Annotated in this window: 15 protein-coding genes; 9 read left to right on the forward strand and 6 right to left on the reverse strand. The window is 58.6% G+C overall.

Going from position 1 to position 21,330, the window contains the following annotated elements; all coding sequences use genetic code 11:
• Positions 1 to 33: 33 nt before the first annotated feature.
• Positions 34 to 780 (reverse strand): bifunctional NADP-dependent 3-hydroxy acid dehydrogenase/3-hydroxypropionate dehydrogenase YdfG, encoded by a 747-nt coding sequence (gene ydfG, locus FY206_RS11645; protein WP_032640429.1) that lies wholly within the window; start codon positions 778 to 780, stop codon positions 34 to 36.
• A 142-nt stretch (positions 781 to 922) separates the two neighbouring features.
• Between ydfG and dcp the strand changes: the two genes are divergently transcribed.
• The 3 genes from dcp to FY206_RS11660 all read left to right on the forward strand — a co-directional run bounded on the left by dcp (position 923) and on the right by FY206_RS11660 (position 6,540).
• Entirely contained in the window at positions 923 to 2,956 is a 2,034-nt protein-coding gene (dcp, locus tag FY206_RS11650) for a peptidyl-dipeptidase Dcp (protein ID WP_032640427.1), read from the forward strand.
• A 407-nt stretch (positions 2,957 to 3,363) separates the two neighbouring features.
• On the forward strand, positions 3,364 to 4,911 hold the full coding sequence (locus FY206_RS11655; protein ID WP_032640425.1) for a methyl-accepting chemotaxis protein: 1,548 nt from the start codon (positions 3,364 to 3,366) through the stop codon (positions 4,909 to 4,911).
• A gap of 423 nt (positions 4,912 to 5,334) precedes the next feature.
• Positions 5,335 to 6,540: an MFS transporter gene (locus FY206_RS11660; RefSeq protein ID WP_032640423.1), complete on the forward strand. Its 1,206-nt coding sequence runs from the start codon at positions 5,335 to 5,337 to the stop codon at positions 6,538 to 6,540.
• A 19-nt stretch (positions 6,541 to 6,559) separates the two neighbouring features.
• On the opposite strand, the gene FY206_RS11665 is transcribed toward FY206_RS11660, so the two are convergent.
• Positions 6,560 to 7,549, reverse strand: coding sequence for a 2-hydroxyacid dehydrogenase (locus FY206_RS11665; protein ID WP_032640422.1), 990 nt, complete (start codon positions 7,547 to 7,549; stop codon positions 6,560 to 6,562).
• A gap of 210 nt (positions 7,550 to 7,759) precedes the next feature.
• On the opposite strand from FY206_RS11665, the gene FY206_RS11670 reads away from it, so the two are divergent.
• From FY206_RS11670 to FY206_RS11680, 3 genes are read left to right on the forward strand one after another with little or no spacing between them, the layout of a single operon-like run.
• Positions 7,760 to 10,399, forward strand: coding sequence for a YdbH family protein (locus tag FY206_RS11670; RefSeq protein WP_032640421.1), 2,640 nt, complete (start codon positions 7,760 to 7,762; stop codon positions 10,397 to 10,399).
• On the forward strand, positions 10,396 to 10,587 hold the full coding sequence (locus tag FY206_RS11675; RefSeq protein WP_032640420.1) for a YnbE family lipoprotein: 192 nt from the start codon (positions 10,396 to 10,398) through the stop codon (positions 10,585 to 10,587). Before FY206_RS11670 ends, FY206_RS11675 begins: the two co-directional genes overlap by 4 nt.
• A 7-nt stretch (positions 10,588 to 10,594) precedes the next feature.
• On the forward strand, positions 10,595 to 10,912 hold the full coding sequence (locus FY206_RS11680; protein WP_032640419.1) for a YdbL family probable chaperone protein: 318 nt from the start codon (positions 10,595 to 10,597) through the stop codon (positions 10,910 to 10,912).
• On the opposite strand, the gene feaR is transcribed toward FY206_RS11680, so the two are convergent.
• The gene (gene feaR, locus FY206_RS11685) at positions 10,913 to 11,821 is read right to left on the reverse strand and encodes a transcriptional regulator FeaR (RefSeq protein WP_032640417.1); all 909 of its coding nucleotides are present in this window, start codon (positions 11,819 to 11,821) and stop codon (positions 10,913 to 10,915) included. It abuts the gene before it with no gap.
• A gap of 241 nt (positions 11,822 to 12,062) precedes the next feature.
• On the opposite strand from feaR, the gene FY206_RS11690 reads away from it, so the two are divergent.
• Positions 12,063 to 13,562: an aldehyde dehydrogenase family protein gene (locus FY206_RS11690; protein ID WP_032640415.1), complete on the forward strand. Its 1,500-nt coding sequence runs from the start codon at positions 12,063 to 12,065 to the stop codon at positions 13,560 to 13,562.
• Between the two features lie 87 nt (positions 13,563 to 13,649).
• On the opposite strand, the gene FY206_RS11695 is transcribed toward FY206_RS11690, so the two are convergent.
• The 3 genes from FY206_RS11695 to paaZ all read right to left on the reverse strand — a co-directional run bounded on the left by FY206_RS11695 (position 13,650) and on the right by paaZ (position 19,812).
• A complete protein-coding gene (locus FY206_RS11695; RefSeq protein ID WP_032640413.1) occupies positions 13,650 to 14,756 on the reverse strand; it encodes a GGDEF domain-containing protein in 1,107 nt (368 codons plus the stop codon).
• Positions 14,757 to 14,874: 118 nt separating this feature from the next.
• The gene (gene tynA / locus FY206_RS11700; RefSeq protein WP_032640410.1) at positions 14,875 to 17,148 is read right to left on the reverse strand and encodes a primary-amine oxidase; all 2,274 of its coding nucleotides are present in this window, start codon (positions 17,146 to 17,148) and stop codon (positions 14,875 to 14,877) included.
• A 621-nt stretch (positions 17,149 to 17,769) separates the two neighbouring features.
• The gene (paaZ, locus tag FY206_RS11705) at positions 17,770 to 19,812 is read right to left on the reverse strand and encodes a phenylacetic acid degradation bifunctional protein PaaZ (RefSeq protein ID WP_032640408.1); all 2,043 of its coding nucleotides are present in this window, start codon (positions 19,810 to 19,812) and stop codon (positions 17,770 to 17,772) included.
• 284 nt (positions 19,813 to 20,096) lie between these two features.
• Here paaZ and paaA point away from each other — a divergent pair, with 284 nt between their 5' ends.
• On the forward strand, positions 20,097 to 21,026 hold the full coding sequence (paaA, locus tag FY206_RS11710) for a 1,2-phenylacetyl-CoA epoxidase subunit PaaA (protein ID WP_032640406.1): 930 nt from the start codon (positions 20,097 to 20,099) through the stop codon (positions 21,024 to 21,026).
• 12 nt (positions 21,027 to 21,038) lie between these two features.
• Positions 21,039 to 21,326 (forward strand): 1,2-phenylacetyl-CoA epoxidase subunit PaaB, encoded by a 288-nt coding sequence (paaB, locus tag FY206_RS11715; RefSeq protein ID WP_003857353.1) that lies wholly within the window; start codon positions 21,039 to 21,041, stop codon positions 21,324 to 21,326.
• Positions 21,327 to 21,330: the final 4 nt, after the last annotated feature.

A 21,330-nucleotide genomic window follows, 5' to 3' on the forward strand; every position in this document is an offset into this window, starting at 1 on the left:
ACAGACCCGGCCCGCAGGCCGGGAAGGGCAGATCTAGCCACGATGGACGCTAAGTCCGGCAAAACTCTGGCTGACTGGCATCATTTCTACGGTGTTGATGTTGACGTGTTTTGGCAGCGTCGCGACCCACCAGACCGTTTCGGTAACGTCTTCCGGCGTCAGCGCGTTAGCATTTTCGTAGGTTTTACCCGCTTTCGCGTCATCGCCCTTGAAGCGCACGTTGGAAAACTCGGTGCCGCCCACCAGGCCCGGCTCGATGTCGGTGACGCGAATGGCGGTGCCGTGCAGGTCAGTGCGCAGGTTAAGGCTGAACTGACGCACAAACGCCTTGGTTGCGCCATAAACGTTACCGCCCGCGTAAGGCCAGCTTCCGGCGGTAGAACCGATATTGATAATGTGGCCGCAGTTGCGCTCCACCATGCCCGGCAGCACCGCACGGGTCATATAGACCAGCCCCTTGTTGTTGGTGTCGATCATGTTTTCCCAGTCTTCAACGCTGGCTTTGTGCGCAGGCTCCATGCCCAGCGCCAGACCGGCATTGTTGACCAGCACGTCGATGGCGCGCCACTCGGCGGGCAGGTTGGCAATCATCTCTTCAATGGCCGCGCGGTTACGTACGTCCAGCTGCGCGGTCAGGATGCTGTCACCCAGTTCGTCCTTCAGCTCCTGCAGGCGCTCCTGACGACGGCCGGTCGCAATAACCTTGTGCCCGTTGGCGACGAAGCGACGCGTGATGCTTTCACCAAAACCTGCCGTTGCCCCGGTAACTAAAATAATCATCTCACTGTTCCTCAACGCTTTTTGTGTTGTACTACCATAGCACGGCTGCAGAGGGTGCGTTAAGGCAACATTTGTATGACGGCGTTGCAGGCGATGGCGGCCTGGCCTACTCTGGGAGGATACCCGTACTCAGGAGTGAAAGATGACGGCCACGAATCCCTTTTTTGACATCAGCCTGCTGCCTTACCAGGCCCCCCATTTTGATGAGATCAACGATAGCCACTATCGCCCGGCGTTCGATGAGGCGCTTCGCCAGAAGCGGGCGGACATTGACGCGATCGTTTCTCAGACCGCTGCGCCTGACTTTACCAACACCGTGCTGGCGCTGGAGAAAAGCGGCGCCATGCTCGCGCGCGTCAGCAGCGTGTTCTTCGCCATGACCTCCGCGCACACCAATCCGTATTTACAGGCGCTGGAGGAGCAGCTCTCCACCGAGCTTGCCGCGCTGGCGAACGATATCTGGCTGAATGACGTGCTGTTCGCCCGCGTGGAGAGCGTCTGGCAGGACCGCGCCGCGCTGGATGCCGAATCCCGGCGGCTGGTCGACGAGACGTATCAGCGGTTTATTCTGGCCGGTGCGCGTCTGAATGAGACCGAAAAAGCCGAGCTGAAGACGCTGAACACCGAGGCGGCGACCCTGACCAGCCAGTTTAATCAGCGTCTGCTGGCTGCCGATAAGACGGGTGGGCTGGTGGTGGATTACGCGCACCAGCTTGACGGGCTCAGCGCCAGCGAGATTGCCGACGCGGCGCAGGCCGCCGCGGAGAGAGGGCTAAACGACCGCTGGCTGATCCCGCTTCTGAACACGACTCAGCAGCCCGCGCTTTCCGCGCTGCGCAATCGTCAGACCCGCGAAAACCTGTTCAACGCGGGCTGGACGCGCACCCAGAAAGGGGACGAAAACGACACCCGTGCGCCGATCCTTCGCCTGACGGCGCTGCGCGCGCGACAGGCTCGCCTGCTGGGCTTTAAGGACTACGCCAGCTGGAGTATCGCCGATCAGATGGCGAAAACGCCTGCCGCCGCGCTGGAATTTATGCGCGGCATCGTGCCCGCCGCCCGCGCCCGTGCGGAACGCGAGCTGGCCGACATTCAGAACGTGATTGACGACGAGCAGGGCGGCTTCACCGCGCAGGCCTGGGACTGGGCCTTTTATGCCGAGCGCGTGCGTCAGGCAAAATATGCGCTTGATGAATCACAAATCAGACCCTATTTTGCGCTCAATACCGTGCTGCAGGATGGCGTATTCTGGGCCGCAAGCCAGCTGTTTGGCATCCGCTTTGTGGAGCGCTTCGATATCCCCGTCTATCACCCGGACGTCCGCGTATGGGAAATTTTCGACCACACCGGTGAGGGCATGGCGCTCTTTTACGGCGACTTCTTTGCCCGTGATTCCAAGCAGGGCGGCGCCTGGATGGGGAATTTCATTGAGCAATCCTTCGAGTTTGCTGCCCGCCCGGTGATTTACAACGTCTGTAACTACCAAAAACCGGCTAACGGCGGCGTTGCGCTTCTCTCGTGGGATGACGTGATAACCCTGTTCCACGAGTTTGGCCATACGCTGCACGGCCTGTTTGCCAGCCAGCGCTTCGCCACGCTTTCCGGCACCAATACGCCGCGTGATTTCGTTGAGTTCCCGTCGCAAATTAACGAGCACTGGGCCAGCCATCCGCAGGTGTTTACCCACTACGCGCGCCATTACGAAACCGGTGAGCCGATGCCGGACGCCCTGCGGGAAAGCATGCTCAACGCGACCCATTTCAACAAGGGTTATGACATGACGGAGCTGCTGGGAGCCGCGCTGCTGGACATGAACTGGCACGCCATCAGTGAAGCCGTATCGGACGTTGAGGCCTTTGAAACGGCAGCGTTGCAAAAAGAGGGGCTGGATCTGCCCGCCGTACCGCCGCGCTACCGCAGCAGCTACTTTGCCCATATCTTCGGCGGCGGCTACGCGGCGGGCTATTACGCCTACCTTTGGACGCAGATGCTGGCAGACGACGGCTATCAGTGGTTTGTCGAACGGGGCGGCCTGACGCGGGAAAACGGGCAGGCATTTCGCGAGGCGATTTTGTCCCGCGGTAACAGCACGGATTTAGCCGAGCTGTATCGCCAGTGGCGCGGGCACGATCCGAGGATCGAACCGATGCTGGAGAATCGCGGGTTGAGCGCGTAGGAAGCGTTCAGGCTGGAAGAACAACCGGGCAGCGCGCCCGGTTTTTATCAAAACAGCCTAAGCCTGGACTGGTCAATAAATGAACTTAATTTACATTTGTTAATCTTTTGAAATTTCTATAAATAAAATACGCCTAATTTTTCCGGTTTTCGTAAATCTCAAATTTATTATGTCTGCAAGTTTATTTTATTATTTAATTTGCTGTAAATAGGTGCATGAATAACATATAAGAATTATCCTAATTGGATGATAAATATAATTTAATTGTGCCTAAAGTATTAATTTTCTCTGCCGATTAGCATGGGTGTGGGCATGATGGATTTCTTAATCCATTAACCACAAAAAATAAGCCGTTATTAAAATTCATCTCCAGAAGATGAACCTATGCTAATTATTAAGGAAGAGTAATGTTTAAAAATCTCAACATCGGCACCCGGCTTACCATAGCATTTGGCGCAATTGTGGTTTTAATGTCCGTCGTCTGCGGATTGCTCTATTTGAGCTTTGACAAAGTGACGGCCGTAAGCAAGCTCAACGTCCATAGCTATAAAGTGGTCGATAATCTTCGCTCAGTCACCGAAACCCTGATCAACATGGAAACAGGTATTCGGGGTTTTGCGCTCACCGGCAACCGGGACGTTCTCGAGCCCTTCACGCAGGGTGATGAGAGGTTTAAAAGCAAAGTAGAGGAAATTGCCGAGCTTACGCGTGATAACCCGTCGCAGCAGCAGAAATTAACTTCACTTTCCACGCTTGAAGAGGAATGGAAAAGATCATTTGCGCTGCCGTTAATCCAGCGCAGGGAGAGCGTATCCCGCGGGGGCGAGAATATGGATGCGTTTATCAATAATGTTCAGCGCAATACCGGAAAAGCCCAAATGGACGCCATGCGGGGCGTTATTCAGCAAGCGTTGAGGGATGAGTACAGCATCATGGCTGAACGTCAAACCCGACTGGCTGAAGAACGCTTCCGAACGCGAATGATGATTGTCCTGGGAATGATTGCTGCGGTTATCACCGCGCTGCTGACGGGCATACTTCTTTCACGCAGTATTCTCCGACCGCTAAAGCAGGCCGTAAATACGGCGAATACTATCGCTGCGGGCAATCTCACCTCAACCATACATATTACCCGTAGGGATGAAACGGGCACGCTGCTTTCGGCGCTGGACAATATGCAGACCCAGTTGAAAACGCTCGTCACTGAAATCAAAGAGGCTGCCGCGTCGGTTGATCTCGCCGCCGGGGAGATTGAGCAGGGTAATATGGAGCTATCGTCTCGTACCGAAGAACAGGCGGCCGCGTTGCAGCAGACTGCCGCCAGCATGGAACAACTGACGATGACCGTTCGAAACAACACCGAGGTCGCAGAGCACACGGCAACGTCTGCGAGAAAGACTGAGGCACTGGCTCGCGAAGGGGAATCTGCCGTGGGTGAGATGAGCGAAACGATGCAAAACATTTCGGCTAATGCCCTGAAGATTAAAGAAATCACCAGCGTTATTGAAGGTATTGCTTTCCAGACAAATATCCTGGCGCTTAACGCAGCGGTTGAGGCGGCTCGTGCCGGTGAGCATGGCCGCGGCTTCGCCGTGGTGGCGACAGAAGTCAGGAGTCTCGCTCAGCGCAGCGCAACGGCGTCAAAAGAAATTGGGGCCCTGATTGAGCATGCGGTTGAGGATGTCGAAAACGGTGTGTCGGTCGCATCCAGAACGGCTGAGACGATTTTACGCGCCGCCAGCAACGTGGCTACGCTGGCAGAAACGATGGATAGCCTTTCCATGGCCTCGGTTGAGCAAATGCAGGGCATCATGCAAATCAGCACAGCCGTCACCCAGATGGATGGCGTGACGCAGGGGAATGCGGCGCTTGTCGAGCAGTCCGCTGCGGCATCACAGGCCCTGACCGAGCAGTCAAGATCTCTGAAGCAAATGACGGAAAACTTTGCGATTTGAGCAGCAAAAGCACAGTTTTACGGTAACGCTCCAGCGTTTTAAACACGCATATTAATCGCACCTTAACGGGGACGCATCATTAAAAGGACGTCCCCGTTAATAGAGAGAAAAATAGCCGTGCGCCAGTGACAATAAAAAAATACGGTCTACGATTTCGTAGGATGAAAAATTTATAATGGAGTTTCCAATGGTGATTGCCGTAATGACGGTTTTACTCGTTCTGCTGATGATTCCAGCGGCTATTCACATTTTGCTGCAGCTCGTGGGGGGATGGTGTGACATGTAGCCTCCCACGTTAATCCCTCTCAAGTCGTCATTTGATTTTCAAAAAGCACCGCTAAACTGCATCTTTAATTTTATTGTGCGATCGTCTGGCTGCGGGTCGTCGCAGAACGCGAGCCGGATACCTTACAGGCAGGAAGTATGTCTCTTCGTTCGCTGCGGGCATTATGCCTGACCAGTTTTTTTATCGCGGATGTTCGCGACGGGCTCGGGCCTTTTCTCGGTATTTTTCTGACCGAACGCCGCTGGACCCCGGATGATATCGGCATCCTGATGACGGCAGGTGGGCTGGCGGGACTGCTGGCTACGCTACCTGCGGGGGTCATCACCGACACTTCCCGGAACAAACGCGCGGTGCTGGCGCTGCTGTGCATGTTGATCACGCTGAGCACGCTGCTGCTCTGGTTTAGCCAGCAGACCAGCGTTGTCGCCGTCTCGCAGATGGTTACGGGTATCTGCGCGGCGTTTGTCGGTCCGCTGATCGCGGGGATTACGCTGGGCCTGACCGGCCAGGGCGGGTTCAGCGCGCAGATGGGTAAAAACGAGGCGTTCAATCACGGCGGCAATTTCGTCACCGCACTGCTAGCGGGCGGCATTGCCTGGTACTGGGGCGTCGGGGGCATTTTCCTGCTGATGACCTGCACCACGCTGCTCACGCTGTGCGCTTTGCTTGCCATACGCAACCGGGATATCGATAACGACGCGGCGCGAGGGCTTTCCTCCTCGAGGAGCGCTCCGGTTCCCGGCTTTACCGTGCTGATTAAAAACCGGGCGCTGTTTGTGACCGGGCTGACGCTGCTGCTGTTCCACCTGGCGAACGCCGCGCTGCTGCCGATGCTGAGCATGAGGGTGGCCTCGGCGCCCGCCGCGATCAACCCCGGCCTGTATGCGGCAGGCACCGTCATCATCTCGCAGGCCGTGATGATCCCCGTCGCCCTCTGGGTTGCCCACCGAATAGACCGCTACGGCTACTGGCGCCTGATTATGCTGGCCCTGCTGGTGATGCCGGTGCGCGCGGCGCTGGCTGCCTCTACGGACGCACCGTTAATGATGATCCCGGTACAGATTCTTGACGGCCTGGCCGCGGGGATCCTGGGCGTTGTGGTTCCCTCATTTATCGTGGTGCTGTTGCGCGGAAGCGGCCACGTCAATGCCGGGCAGAGTGTGGTGATGCTGATGCAGGGGGTTGGGGCATCCTTGAGCCCGGCGTTAACCGGCACGATTGCCGGGCATTACTCCTTTGCGACGGCATTCAGCGTTCTGAGCGCGATTGCGCTGGCGGCCGTCCTGATCTGGTGGCGCGTTGCGCATCGCAGCTGGGAAACAAACGCGCCGGGCGAGGTATAGACGCCACCCGGCGTGGGGGTTAAGCCAGTTCGTTAGGGCAGGTTTCACCCTTTTCCAGCTGCTGCAGGTTACCCAGCGTGGTTTCTGAAATGCTGATCAGCGCTTCCGCCGTCAAGAACGCCTGGTGGCCGGTAAACAGCACGTTATGGCAGGCAGACAGGCGGCGGAACACGTCGTCCTGAATCACGTCGTTAGACTTGTCTTCAAAGAACAGATCGCGTTCGTTCTCGTACACGTCCATGCCCAGCGCGCCAATTTTCTGGGTTTTCAGCGCTTCGATAGCGGCCTGAGAGTCAACCAGCCCGCCGCGGCTGGTGTTGATGATCATGACGCCGTCTTTCATCTGGTCAAACGCCGCCTGGTTAAGCAGGTGGTAGTTTTCCGGCGTCAGCGGGCAGTGCAGGGAGATCACGTCAGACTGCGAGAGCAGGGTCGGCAGGTCAACGTATTCCACGCCCAGTTCCAGCGCTGCGGCGCTTGGGTACGGATCGAACGCCAGCAGACGCATGCCGAAGCCTTTCAGGATGCGCAGTGCCGCCACGCCAATTTTACCGGTGCCGATCACCCCTGCGGTTTTGCCGTACATGGTAAAACCGGTCAGCCCTTCTAGGGAGAAATTGGCGTCACGGGTGCGCTGATAAGCGCGGTGAATACGACGGTTGAGGGACATCATCATGCCGATCGCATGTTCCGCGACCGCTTCAGGGGAGTAGGCCGGAACGCGCACCACCTTCAGACCCAGCTCTTTCGCCGCGTCGAGGTCCACGTTATTAAAGCCCGCGCAGCGCAGGGCGATGTACTTCACCCCGTGTTTTTTCAACTCTTCCAGCACCGGGCGACTGCCGTCGTCGTTAACAAAAATGCAGACGCCTTCACAGCCGTGCGCCGTTTTGGCGGTTTTTTCGGACAGCAGAAAGTCGAAAAATTCAAGTTCAAACCCGTTAGCCTCGTTTACATGTTGCAGATACTTTTTGTCGTACTGCTTTGTGCTGTATACCGCGAGTTTCATAAGACTTTCTCCAGTGATTTTGCATTCACGTTAGCATGATTAAAATTATCTTACAATTTCTAAAATATTATTGAATTCAATAAGTTCTATGAATTATTCTAGAGCATCTATCCTTAAAAATGGCATTTCCTTCAACTGACTGGCTAAACATGCGACAATGATCGGCACTGTCGGCTTAATTCTTTCGTTAAATCAGGATATTAACTGCCCATGAAGGGTAAATACAAAGCCGCACTTGCGCTTTTACTGCTGTTCATTTTATTGCCGCTGACGCTGCTGATGACGCTCGCCCAGTGGGTGCCGACGCTCGCCGGGATCTGGCTTCCCGTCGGGACGCGCATCGCGTTTGAAGAGAGTCCGAAGCTTACCCGCCACGCGCTGAAAATCCCCGATCTCCGCTACCTGGTTGAAGAGTGCGAGATTGCCCGCATCGAGAACGTGACGCTGTCACATCCAAGCCGCTGGCAGCTGGATATCGGCGCGCTGGATCTTAACGCCGTCTGCCTCAGCAAAATTCCCCAGTCAGCGCCCTCAACGGTCGCCCCCAAAACGCTGGCGCAGTGGCAGGCGGTGTTACCCAATACCTGGCTCACGGTTCACCGTCTGACGCTGTCGCCCTGGCAGCAGTGGCAGGGCGAGCTTAAGGCGTCGCTGACCCCGTCCATGCAGGAGATCGCCTATAAAGGCGAACAGGTCAGCATCAAAGGCACGCTTCGCGGCCAGACGCTCTCGGTCAGCCAGTTCGATGTACAGCTCCCCGACCAGCCTCAGCCCGTTAAGCTGGTGGGCGAGTTTACCCTGCCGCTGGTGCCGGACGGCGTGCCGGTGAAAGGCCACGCGGTGGCGACCTTTAACGTGCCACAGTTGACGTCTCTGGTCGATGCCGATCTGGACTGGGAAGGCAATCAGGGACAGCTGGTAGTGATGGCGCGGGACAACCCCGATCCGCTGCTCGACCTGCCGTGGCAGATCGCGGCGGAGCAGCTGAACATCAGCGACGGGCGCTGGAACTGGGATCTCTCGGGGATGCCGCTGAGCGGGCGGGTGTCCCTTCGCGCCGACAACTGGCAGCAGGGGCTGGAGAAAACCACCCTGACCGGACGACTGAACGTGTTGACGCAGGGCGATGCGGGGAAAGGCAACGCGGTACTGAATATTGGGCCCGGCAGGCTCAGCATGGAAAACAGCGACATGCCCCTGCACCTCAGCGGCGAGGCGAAGCAAAACGATCTTATTCTTTACGCCAAACTGCCCGCAACGCTAACCGGCAGCCTGTATGACCCGCAGCTGGCCTTTGAGCCGGGCGCGCTGCTTCGCTCGCGCGGGCGGATCATTAACTCGCTCGATATCGATGAAATCCGCTGGCCGCTGGCGGGCGTGAAGCTCACCCAGAAGGGCGTGGACGGCCGCCTGCAGGCGATTTTGCGCGCCCACGAGAACGAGATGGGCGATTTTGAACTCCACCTGGACGGCCAGGCCAGCGACTTTTTACCCGACAGCGGCCTGTGGCAGTGGCGCTACTGGGGGAAAGGCGGGTTTACGCCGATGCATGCCCGCTGGGATGTTGCCGGGAAAGGCGAGTGGCGCGACAACCTTATTGAGCTGACGGCGCTCTCCACCGGTTTTGACAAGCTGCAGTACGGCACGATGGAGGTCAGCAAGCCGCGCCTGGCGCTGGAAAAACCGGTGCGCTGGTTCCGTGACCCCGAGAAACCCACCTTCAGCGGCGCGCTGTCGCTGAATGCCGGGCAAACCCGCTTCTCCGGCGGCAGCGTATTGCCGCCCTCGGTCCTGACCTTTAGCGTCGACGGCACCGACCCGACGGTGTTCCAGTTTAAGGGCGATCTCCATGCGGACAGCATCGGCCCGGTGCAGGTGAACGGCCGCTGGGACGGCGAACGTCTTCGCGGGCAGGCCTGGTGGCCAAAACAGTCGCTCACCGTCTTCCAGCCTCTGATCCCGCCGGACTGGAAAATGACGCTGCGCGACGGGGAGCTTTATGCCCAGGTCGCCTTCTCGGCGGCGGCCGATCAGGGCTTTGAGGCGGGCGGGCACGGCGTGCTGAAATCCGGCAGCGCCTGGATGCCGGATAACCAGATTAACGGCGTCGATTTTGTGCTGCCGTTCCGCTTCAGCGAGGGCACCTGGTCTCTCGGCACGCGCGGTCCGGTCACGCTGCGCATCGGCGAAGTGGTCAACCTGGTGACCGCGCGCAACATTACCGCGGATTTACAGGGCGATTATCCCTGGACGGAGGACAATCCGCTGCTGCTCACCAACGTGAAGGTAGAAACCCTGGGCGGGAAAATCACCATGCAGCAGTTGCGGATGCCGCAGCACGATCCGGCCCTGCTGCGCGTGGACAATATCTCCACAAGCGAGCTGATAAGCGCCGTTAACCCGAAACAGTTTGCCATGTCAGGCCCGGTGAGCGGAGCGCTGCCGTTCTGGCTGGATAATGAAAAATGGATCATCAAGGATGGCTGGCTGACCAACCCGGGGCCCATGACGCTGCGCATCGACAAAGATACCGCGGACGCCATCGTGGAAGATAATATGGTGGCGGGCGCGGCGATTAACTGGCTCCGCTATATGGAAATTTCGCGTTCGTGGACGAGAATCAATTTAGATAACCTGGGTGAATTAACCATGCAGGCGACCATCAAGGGGACCAGCCGGGTGGATGGCAAAAGCAGCTCCGTCAACCTGAACTACACCCATGACGAAAATGTGTTTACCCTCTGGCGCAGCCTGCGTTTTGGGGACAACCTGCAAACCTGGTTTGAGCAACACGCGGCGATACCTGCTCCCCGCAGTTCGACCGGCAAGGAAAGTGAGGAACAACAATGAAAAAGATGGCTGGTGCGCTCACCGTTGCCGCTGCCGCGCTACTGACCGGCTGTACGCCGCGTATCGAAGTCGCTGCGCCAAAGGAGCCGATTACCATCAATATGAATGTCAAAATCGAACATGAGATCCATATTAAGGTCGATAAAGACGTTGAAACCCTGCTGAAATCGCGCAGCGATCTGTTCTGAGGATGCCATGAAACGATTAGCTCTGATTTTACTGGCGCTGGGGATGAACGTGCAGGCGGCTACGCTGACCTTAAGCGATGCCCGGGCGCAGGGGCGCGTGGGGGAAACCCTCAGCGGTTATCTTGCTCCGATCCAACAGGATGCGGAAACGCTGGCGCTGGTCAATCGCATCAACGCGGCGCGCACGGAGAGCTATCAGAAGCTGGCCGACAGCAATAATTTGCCGGTTGATGAAGTGGCCAAAATGGCGGGTCAAAAGCTGGTTGCCCGCGCGCAGCCGGGCGAATACGTGAAGGGGATTAACGGCAAATGGCTGAAAAAATAGCTAGCGGTAGCGCCTGCGGTATTCCCCCGGCGAGACGCCAAAACGCTGCTTAAACGCCGTTGAGAAATGGCTATGGTCGGTGAACCCCCAGCTGTAGCCAATGCCCGCCAGCTTTTCATCATCCCCGGCAGCGCGCAGCACCTGCGCACACAAATCCAGCCGACGGTTTTTGATGTACTGCGCCACCACCAGCCCCTTTTCGGCAAACATGCGGTAGAGGCTGCGCACGGACATCCCGCTCTCGGCGGCAATCCATTCCGGGCGCAGCGATTCAGACTGAATATGGTCGTCAATCAGCGCCACGACCTGCTGGAATTGACGCTCCTTGCGCGGCTGAATCACGTCGCGCTGCTGAAAAGCGGGGCGCAGCAGGCAGATCATCGCCTCAAGCGCCGCTTCACTCTCCCGGTCGCTCAGGTCGGCATTGCTCATGCTCTCCATCAGCAGGCGATGGCTCAGCTGGACCGTGGGCAAGGTGCGGGAAAGGGCGGTCGCGCAGCTTATCTCCTGAAAACGACACTGCTGCTCAATAATCTGACGGGGAACCAGCAGCGAAATCTGGCGGGATTTTTCCCGCCAGTTAATCGAGCAGGGGCGCGATGCGTCAATCAGCGTGATATCACCGGTTCTCAGTACCGCGCGACGATCCTCCTGCTCAATTTCCGCGCTGCCTTCAAGCTGGAACACGGTGTAGAACCAGGCATCATGACTCTGGGCGATCTCCTGACGGGAGCGGAACAGATTTACGCCGCCGGCGGTGACGGTACTGAGCTTCAGGCTGCGCGCATAGCTGGTCTCCAGCTCGCCGAAGAATTTCCCCTCCGTGGGCTGCGCGTTAAACCGCCCGCAAACCTGATTAATTTGCGCCAGCCACTGCTGATACTGTTCCTGCTCGCTTGCACACGCCATCGCTTCTCTCACTGCACCGTCAACGTTTTCGCATTGTTGCATTTGTGTTGCATTTTGTCAGAGCTATGAGGCTGACTATAGGAAAGAACGCTCACCGGTAACAGCGATATAAGCGGCAATTATCGCGATTTGCGGAGCCTGTCACAGGTGGCAAAGCGAATGTCACAGAGACAAAAGCGAGAACGTAAAACCCCACATAGACTGGATAAACACCCTGAGAAGAATAACGAAGGAGTATCCTATGTCTGCATCACAGGTGGCCATTCAGCCTGCCGTACAACAGTTTTTAGACCGACAGCATGGCCTGTGGATTGAAGGGCGTCAGGCCGCGTCGGACAGTGAAAAAAGGCTGAACGTCTACAACCCGGCCACGGGCGAGGTCATTGCCTCGACCGCCGACGCCAGCGTCGACGACGTCGACCGCGCGGTGATGTCCGGCTGGCGCGCGTTTGTCGCCCGCAGCTGGGCCGGAAAACTCCCGGCAGAGCGCGAGCGGATCCTGCTCCATTTCGCCGATCTGGTTGAACAGCATAGCGAGGAGCTGGCCCAGCTTGAAACCCTGGAGCAGGGCAAATCCATCAACATTTCCCGGGCCTTTGAGGTGGGCTGCACGCTGAACTGGATGCGCTATACCGCCGGGCTGACCACCAAAATTGCAGGCAAAACCCTCGACCTCTCTATTCCTCTGCCGCAGGGCGCCCGCTATCAGGCGTGGACGCGCAAGGAGCCGGTTGGCGTGGTGGCCGGGATTGTGCCCTGGAACTTCCCGCTGATGATCGGCATGTGGAAGGTGATGCCCGCCCTGGCGGCTGGCTGCTCGATTGTCATCAAGCCGTCAGAAACCACGCCGCTGACCATGCTGCGCGTGGCGGAGCTGGCCAGCGAAGCGGGCATTCCGGACGGGGTATTCAACGTGGTGACCGGGAGCGGCGCGGTGTGTGGCGCGGCGCTGACCTCGCATCCGCATATTGCCAAGGTGAGCTTCACCGGCTCAACGGCAACGGGCAAGCAAATCGCCCGCGCGGCGGCTGACACGCTCACCGGGGTGACCCTGGAGCTGGGTGGGAAAAACCCGGCTATCGTTCTGAAAGACGCGGACCCGGCATGGGTGATCGAAGGCCTGATGACCGGCAGCTTCCTGAACCAGGGGCAGGTGTGCGCGGCGAGTTCCCGTATCTATATTGAAGCGCCGCTGTTTGACACGCTGGTCAGCGGGTTTGAGCAGGCGGTGAAATCCCTGAGCGTCGGGCCGGGCATGTCGCCGGAGGCGTTTATCAACCCGCTGGTGTCGCGCGCGCACTGCGATAAGGTGCAGGCCTTCCTTGATGAAGCGACCTCGCGCCACGCGGAGCTGCTCGTCGGTAACCGGGGGCCAGAAGGCAAAGGCTATTACGTCTCGCCTACGCTGGTAGTGAACCCGGACGCCTCGCTGCGTTTAACCCGCGAAGAGGTGTTTGGCCCGGTGGTCAACCTGGTGCGCGTCGCCGACGGCGAAGAGGCGCTCCAGCTGGCAAACGACACCGAATACGGCCTGACCGCCAGCGTCTGGACGCAGAACATCAGCAAGGCGCTGGAGTACACCGACCGGCTGCAGGCGGGCACCGTCTGGGTGAACAGCCATACGCTGATCGACGCCAACCTGCCGTTCGGCGGCATGAAGCAGTCCGGCACCGGTCGCGACTTTGGCCCGGACTGGCTGGACGGCTGGTGTGAAACCAAGTCGGTTTGCGTGCGGTATTAAAAAACAAGCCGGGTGGCGGCTACGCCTTACCCGGCCTACAACGGCACGAACCGTAGGCCGGGTAAGCGCAGCGCCACCCGGCTTCGCCTACCGCGACCACCGATCCCGCCCGGCCTCTTTCGCCCGGTACAGCGCCGCATCGGCGCGGGCGATAATCTCGGTGCCCGCTAGCCCCTCCGCCATGCTCGCTATGCCCATGCTCACGGTAACATGGTCGCTGACCGTCGAGGCGCCGTGCGGTATGGCTTCGGCGCGCAGCCCGTCCTGAATGCGCAGGGCAACCTTTTCAGCGATGTTTACCGGGCAATTGAAGAGGATGACCACGAACTCCTCGCCGCCGTAGCGCGATACCACATCGTCAGGCGTTCGCACCGACTGCTTCAGCACGCGCGCCACGCGGGTCAGACAGTCGTCGCCCGCCTGGTGCCCGTAGGTGTCGTTGTAGCGCTTGAAGTAGTCGATATCCAGCATAATCACCGAGAAGGTTTTTTTCTGCTCAACCGCGTTCTCCAGCACCACCTCCATCTTCCGGCGGTTGGCGGTTTTGGTTAGCGGGTCCTGATGCGCCAGCGCATCCAGCCGCGATATCAGCAGCTGATTTTGCTGGTTACGTCGCCAGGCTTCGTCAAACCAGCTCAGCAGGATAAAACGCCCGCAGATCAGGATCAGCGTAAAGACGCTCCAGATAATAATGAAGTGAAGGTTGAGGCCATCATTCAGGATCCAGTTTGCTATCGGCAGGGTGATCCAGAGCGGGAGCACAAAAGCGAGCAGCCCCTCAGGGTAAAAATAGAGCGCCGTTAAGCCCGCGAGTAATAAAATGACGCACAGCGGCCAGACGTGCGGGAGCAGCAGCTGGGTGATAAACCAGAAGCAGGAGACCGACCAGATGGCGCTGCAGATAAACAGCACCACGCTGATGCCGGCGATGCGTCGCCAGGCCATGAGCATCAGCGCAGCTGAGAGGATGATAATGCCGAGCATGGAGGCATCGACCATTTTCGTCAGCTGCGGCGAATGGGGATAAAGGGGATCGCTGGTATTAAGCAGTACGTGTCGCAGCAGAATCATCACCGCGAAGCTGATATTCACGAACGCCAGCCACGGCAGGTTCATCGCCAGCCCATGCATCACCATGGCCTGGCGCGTGGGCCAGGTTGCCCGTTCAAGCGTCGGTTTTTTTCTTTTTTCCATAAAGCCCTTTCCCGTCCGGGGGATAAATCATGCAGGTGGGATATCAGTAACTATAAGCAAGCCCGGACGAAGCTCAAATGCAGAGGCAAAAAAAACCGGGCAATTGCCCGGCGGGTGGTTATTTATCCTCTTTTTTCTTCCCGAGCGTTGGCGTCTCGTCGAAGAAGTTCCACGGTTTAAGCAGGGTATGTACCCATTCCGTCGGCATAATCGGCCACTCTTCGGCCCGCGCCACGTGGGTGGTGCCGGTGGTCATCCAGACGACGTCGTCCTGGTCGTTGAGCGACTCGTTATCTTTGCTGTACTGTCCCAGGCCGGTGTCATGGATGGAACGATTCGGGAATTTCCCTTCCGGATACCGCTCATCCGGATGGTAGCGGGTCACCCACAGCTGTTTATCCATAAAGCTCAGGCGATGGTAGATCCACTCGTCCGGGGCAAATTTCGCGCCGGTCGCCACCGGGTGCGTACCGCCCGCGTAAGGGATAATCTGGTATGAGACCGGGTTGCCCATGCGGTTCTCTTTACTCGTGTTGCTCAGCAGGCGAATGGTGCCCGGGTCGAACTTCTGCGCCGCCTGCTGCTCGGTATCAATATCGTACTGGTTAATTTGCATGGTGCTGGTGCGCGGGCCTCCGGCGGTATTCGGCTTCACTTCCGGATCCATTGCCACCAGCTTGTTGTTAATGCCGTCCACGTCCATATCAAGACGGAAGTTATAGATGTGCTGGTGCGTGGTGCCCACGATGTTGTGATCGATGAGCGTGCCGTATTTGGTGTCGTCCTTGGCGGTGGCGTCGTGCATGGTTTTCGCCTGCACGCCTTTCACCGCTTCGATACCCGTCGCGCCGGCATCAATGCCGATGGTGCCGTTCTCATGGAACACCCAGTCGAAGATGTAATCGTAGTTGCCCACGGTACTCACCCAGCGCACCACCAGCTCGCGGCGCTCGGCGCTGACGTTTGGCTGGCCCATCTCCTGATGCTTGTATTCCGGCCCCGCGTAGCGTTCGAAAATGGCGATCGCGCGCGGGATCTCCATCGGCGCGCCGGTGTAGTCCGGGATGGTTTCATTGAGCATCACGGCGTTGGACGGCACGTCTTTCCCGCGCACCAGCGGCGAGGTCAGGGTGCCCATGCCGTAGTCGCCGGAGTCCAGATAGGCCTTAAAGTACCAGCCCACGTCCGGATCGCCGTAAGGGACGATCATGCCGCCCAGCGACCCCTGATACATCACCTGACGCTTTTTGCCGCTGTCGTTATACGTCACGGTCGAAATCATCGGTCCCACGCGGGAGTCCAGGCTCAGGTGAAAATCCCAGTTCTGCCAGTGCACCATATCGCCGGTAATGGTGTAGTTCTTGCCTTCCGGCTCAACAATCTCGAGCGGTTTTTTCGGCGTCTCTATACGGTCGCGGCCATCGTAGGGGCGCGGCGTCATCGGAACCGGAACAACGGCGCCTTCCTCAATCTTCTGGATTTTCTTCTGCTCAAGATCCACCACGGCCACCAGGTTTTCAATCGGGTGCGCCCAGTAGTTGCCGTCACCGACGTCGAGATAGCTCACCACCTTCAGCAGGCGATCTTCCTGCTTCAGGCCATCTTTACCGTCGAAATAGCCGACGGTCAGCGGCGTGGTAATCACTTTTTTCGGGTCGGTGATGCCGTGCTTTTTAAGCACCTCGGCAAACTCCGTGCTGTCGTTGATAATCTGCTGTACCGCGGTGAAATCATCCAGCAGCACCATGCCGTGCGCGTCTTTCACCGGCTCCCAGCGCAGGATTTTTTTATCCTTCAGGTCCACCAGGCTTTCGATAACGTGCTTTCCATCGAGCATCACGATCTTCGCCTGGCGAGGCGCGTCCACTGCGGTGCCGTTGAGCACAAAGTCCCACACTTTGGCTTTCTCGGGCTCGGCAAGGGCAATCTGGGTGAAGCGGGTATTCGGCTTAAAATCCGCCGAGGCTTTGACAATCTCAACGGCCTGCTTAATTTCGTCCGCCGTCAGCGCGTTTAACGGGTGAGGGCGTTTTTCCACCTGGAAAGTCTGGTCAAGACCGGACTGGAAAACATCGTTGATGAAGCCGTCAGAGATAAAGGCCTTGTTGCCTTTCATCACCACCGGCACCTCAAGCGTGAGGGTTTTGCCGTTGACGATGGCGGTTTTAGCGCCCGGTTTGACCTTCACAAAGGCGCCGTCTTTCGCAATGGTGAACATCTGTGCGTAATCGTCCCACTGCACGTCCGCGCCAAAGTCCTGCAGCGTTTTGTCCATCGGGACCATATGCGCCTCGCTGCCGTGGGCGAAAACAGGGGATTGCCAGGCGCAACACAGCGCAACGGCCATGGCCAGCGCCGTTCTACGGGCAGAAAAAGAAGAATTGCTTCCCATCGTAGACCTCATCTTGTTGTGTTTATTGTGTTGTGACAGCCTTATCCTGACAGGCGCCTGAGAAAAGCGTTTGCCTGCATCTGCCAGGTTATTTGTCAGCCTTGCCAGGTTAAAAAAAGAGCGGGGGTAAGTCACATGCCGGGCCATTTCCTCTCCCCATTGAGGCTGAGGGAACCCCACAAAATAATGTCTGCACAGACGACCCCCTCTCCCTTGAGGGAGAGGGCTGGGGTGAGGGGGAACATACGGCTGTGGAGGTCATTCCGTTCACTTTACGTTCCTTGCTACTCTGTAACGACATGACCTGTGAACGTGCCAGGGTGGCTCAGTCGCCACCACCCTGGCAACCCGGGCTCCCGGCGGTAAATCGCCGCTTCGCGGTGCCTTCGGCTAATTCCTTCCGGCTTATCGGGGACGGGCGGAGGTAACATCCCTGTAAAGCCCGCCCTCTCGGCGCATCCATGCGCCTCGCCCCGGCCTTACGGAAACGCCTCAGCGATTTACAGCCGGACGAGGGCATCGCTGAAGGCCCTCAGCTATTTTAAAAGCAGCGTTATTGCTTCTGCTTTCACATTACCTGAGAGCGCTCAGCCATTGCGGAGAGGATTAGGAGTAGGGACCTTAGCTGAATTCACCCCGCTGGCGCGCCACCAGCGTCAGGATGGAGTAGAGCGCCACGGCCTGCTGGTGCTGGTTGAAGATCTCAACCGCCCATTCCACCACGCCGGTTGGTTTTTCATCCGCGGTGCGCTGTTTTTTCAGCGTTTTGCGTTTGCAGGTCAGGCGTACCTGAATGGTGTCGCCCGGCTTGACCGGCTCGATAAAGCGCAGGTTTTCCATGCCGTAGTTGGCAATCACCGGCCCGACACCCGCATCGACGAACAGCCCCGCCGCGGCGGAGATCAGGAAGTAGCCGTGCACCACCCGTTCGCCAAAGATCGACTCTGCCGCGCCGATCTTGTCCATATGGGCGTAGAAGTGATCCCCGCTCAGGCAGGCAAAGTTCACGATGTCCGCTTCCGTCAGGGTGCGGCGCGGCGTCAGCAGGCTGTCGCCCGGCTGCAGCTCCTCAAAGTATTTGCGGAACGGATGCACGCGATCTTCCTGCACGGCTGCGCCGCGCACCCACTGCTTGCCGATGGCCGCCAGCATGGTCGGACTGCCCTGAATCGCCGTGCGCTGCAGGTAGTGCTTCACCGCGCGCAGGCCGCCCAGCTCTTCGCCTCCGCCCGCACGACCGGGACCGCCGTGCACCAGCTGCGGCAGCGGGGAGCCGTGGCCGGTGGACTCTTTGGCGGATTCCTCGTTAAGGATCTGAATACGCCCGTGGGCGCGCGCCGCACCGGCAATAAACTGCCGGGCAAGGGCGACATCAGCGGTAACCAGCGTGCCTGCGAGGCTGCCGCCGCCCGCGCGGGCAAGCGTCATCGCGTGTTCCGTATTGCGATACGGCATCAGCGTCGCAACCGGGCCGAAGGCTTCGGTTGAGTGCACCGCCGGAGTTTCGTCCGGCTGCGGGCAGAACAGCAGGGTCGGCGGGTAGAACGCGCCCGCGGTCTGCAGATCCGCTTTGCCGCCCAGGCGGATCTCGCAGCCTGCGGCAATCAGCTGCTCCACTTTCTCCTGCACGTCCGCGCGCTGTTCGGCATTGACCAGCGCGCCCATCTTCACCCCTTCCTGCGCCGGGTCGCCCACCACCACCTTTTCCAGCCGGGCAATCAGCGCCTGGCAAACCGCGTCAATCTGGTTTTGCGGGACGATAATCCGGCGAATGGCGGTACATTTCTGCCCGGCCTTGGCGGTCATCTCGCGGACCACTTCCCGAACGAACAGGGCAAATTCCGGCCGGTCTGGCGTAACGTCCTCCCCCAGCACGCAGCAGTTCAGGGAGTCGGCTTCCATCGTGAAGGGAATGGAATTCGCCACAATATTCGGGTGTACGCGCAGGCTTTGCCCGGTGCTGGCGGAGCCGGTAAAGGTCACCACGTCCTGGCCGTCGAGATGGTCAAGCAGGTCTCCCGCGCCGCCGCAAATCAGGGTGATGGCGCCGTCCGGCACCAGCCCGCTGTCGACGATGGATTTCACCATCGCCTGCGTCACCTGCGCGGTGGCGGTAGCGGGTTTGATGATGGCGGGCATGCCGGCAAGCCAGGTCGGCGCCAGCTTTTCCAGCATCCCCCAGCAGGGGAAGTTAAAGGCGTTGATGTGCACCGCCACGCCGGACTTCGAGGTCAGGACGTGGCGCGCCGCAAAGCCGCCTTCTTTCGACAGCGGGATTAGCTCATCTTCCGGCCAGAGCGTGTCGTCCGGCAGCTCGCGGCTGCCCAGGCTGGCGTAGGTGAACAGGGTGCCGATCCCGCCTTCGATATCGACCCAGCTGTCTGCTTTCGTCGCCCCGGTCTGGGCGGACAGGGCATAAAACGTCTCTTTCTCGCTGAGCAGGTGCTTTGCCACCACCTTCAGCATGGCGGCACGTTCGATAAAGGTCATCCCGTGAAGCGCTTCACCGCCGCGCTCAATCGCATAGCGACGGGCGGCCGCCATATCCAGCCCTTCGCTGGTCACGCTCCACAGCGCTTCGCCACTGATGGCGTGATGAATAGTGCGTTCGCGGCCCCGGCCAGACTGCCAGGTACCGGACACGAAGCTGGCTAACTGCTGCATCGCTTATCTCCAAATGTTACGTAATTTCACCATTAATAGTTTGATCGTGAATCATAAAAATCAAGCTGAGTTTTAATGAATTGTTAGCATTGTGATCCGGCGTGATGAATGCCTTCGTCAGAAAGCGCCTGTTAACAGGCATGCGGTAAAAGCCTTGCGAGCGACATCACAAAACAAGGAAACAATTCTTGGGGTTATATTTAACCTTTGTGTAACTTTTAAAAAACAAAGTGATTCATAATTTCGCTTTAATTTGCAAACTAACGAATCATAAAGGTGATGACGTGACGCAAGAACAACGGTTTGAGCAGCGCATAGCGCAGGAGACGGCGATTGAGCCTCAGGACTGGATGCCTGACGCCTACCGTAAAACGCTGATCCGCCAGATTGGTCAGCACGCGCACTCCGAAATCGTCGGCATGCTGCCGGAAGGGAACTGGATCGCCCGCGCCCCGACGCTGCGGCGAAAAGCGATCCTGCTGGCGAAGGTGCAGGACGAGGCCGGGCACGGGCTCTACCTCTACAGCGCGGCGGAAACGCTGGGCTGCGCGCGGGAAGACATCTACCAGAAGATGCTCGACGGCCAGATGAAATACTCCTCCATCTTTAACTATCCGACCCTGAGCTGGGCCGATATCGGGGTAATTGGCTGGCTGGTGGACGGGGCGGCTATCGTCAACCAGGTGGCGCTGTGCCGCACCTCCTACGGTCCTTATGCCCGGGCGATGGTGAAAATCTGTAAAGAGGAGAGCTTCCACCAGCGTCAGGGGTTTGAAGCCTGCATGGCGCTGGCGCAGGGCAGTGAATCCCAGCGGCAGATGCTGCAGGACGCCATCAACCGCTTCTGGTGGCCTGCGCTGATGATGTTCGGGCCGAACGACGACAACTCGCCGAACAGCGCCCGCAGCCTGGCCTGGAAAATCAAACGCTTCGGCAACGACGAGCTGCGCCAGCGCTTTGTCGACAACACGGTGCCGCAGGTGGAAATGCTGGGCATGACGGTGCCGGATCCCGATCTGCGCTTTGACGAAGAGAGCGGCCACTACCGCTTCGGCGAGATCGACTGGCAGGAATTTGAAGAAGTGATTAACGGGCGCGGGATCTGCAACCACGAACGCCTGGCCGCGAAGCGCAAAGCCTGGGAAGAGGGGGCGTGGGTGCGCGAAGCTGCCCTGGCGCACGCGGAAAAACAACGCGCCCGTCAGGCCGCATAAGAGGAAATAACCATGAGCAATGTCTACTGGCCGCTGTACGAAGTGTTCGTACGCAGCAAACAAGGGCTGTCCCACCGACACGTGGGCAGCCTGCACGCCGCCGACGATCGCATGGCGCTGGAAAACGCGCGCGATGCCTACACCCGCCGCAGCGAAGGGTGTTCTATCTGGGTGGTCAAGGCGAGCGAGATCGTCGCCTCCCAGCCGGAAGAGAGCGGCGAGTTCTTCGACCCGGCGGAAAGCAAGGTTTACCGCCATCCGACGTTCTACACCATCCCTGACGGCATCGAGCATATGTGAGGCA

It is taken from the genome of Enterobacter chengduensis (genome assembly GCF_001984825.2).
Lineage (GTDB): Bacteria > Pseudomonadota > Gammaproteobacteria > Enterobacterales > Enterobacteriaceae > Enterobacter > Enterobacter chengduensis.

Bases quoted from the DNA above. Each gene is read 5' to 3' on its own strand.
- ydfG (WP_032640429.1), bottom strand. From the start codon at position 780: ATGATTATTTTAGTTACCGGGGCAACGGCAGGTTTTGGTGAAAGCATC.
- dcp (WP_032640427.1), top strand. From the start codon at position 923: ATGACGGCCACGAATCCCTTTTTTGACATCAGCCTGCTGCCTTACCAG.
- FY206_RS11655 (WP_032640425.1), top strand. From the start codon at position 3,364: ATGTTTAAAAATCTCAACATCGGCACCCGGCTTACCATAGCATTTGGC.
- FY206_RS11660 (WP_032640423.1), top strand. From the start codon at position 5,335: ATGTCTCTTCGTTCGCTGCGGGCATTATGCCTGACCAGTTTTTTTATC.
- FY206_RS11665 (WP_032640422.1), bottom strand. From the start codon at position 7,549: ATGAAACTCGCGGTATACAGCACAAAGCAGTACGACAAAAAGTATCTG.
- FY206_RS11670 (WP_032640421.1), top strand. From the start codon at position 7,760: ATGAAGGGTAAATACAAAGCCGCACTTGCGCTTTTACTGCTGTTCATT.
- FY206_RS11675 (WP_032640420.1), top strand. From the start codon at position 10,396: ATGAAAAAGATGGCTGGTGCGCTCACCGTTGCCGCTGCCGCGCTACTG.
- FY206_RS11680 (WP_032640419.1), top strand. From the start codon at position 10,595: ATGAAACGATTAGCTCTGATTTTACTGGCGCTGGGGATGAACGTGCAG.
- feaR (WP_032640417.1), bottom strand. From the start codon at position 11,821: ATGGCGTGTGCAAGCGAGCAGGAACAGTATCAGCAGTGGCTGGCGCAA.
- FY206_RS11690 (WP_032640415.1), top strand. From the start codon at position 12,063: ATGTCTGCATCACAGGTGGCCATTCAGCCTGCCGTACAACAGTTTTTA.
- FY206_RS11695 (WP_032640413.1), bottom strand. From the start codon at position 14,756: ATGGAAAAAAGAAAAAAACCGACGCTTGAACGGGCAACCTGGCCCACG.
- tynA (WP_032640410.1), bottom strand. From the start codon at position 17,148: ATGGGAAGCAATTCTTCTTTTTCTGCCCGTAGAACGGCGCTGGCCATG.
- paaZ (WP_032640408.1), bottom strand. From the start codon at position 19,812: ATGCAGCAGTTAGCCAGCTTCGTGTCCGGTACCTGGCAGTCTGGCCGG.
- paaB (WP_003857353.1), top strand. From the start codon at position 21,039: ATGAGCAATGTCTACTGGCCGCTGTACGAAGTGTTCGTACGCAGCAAA.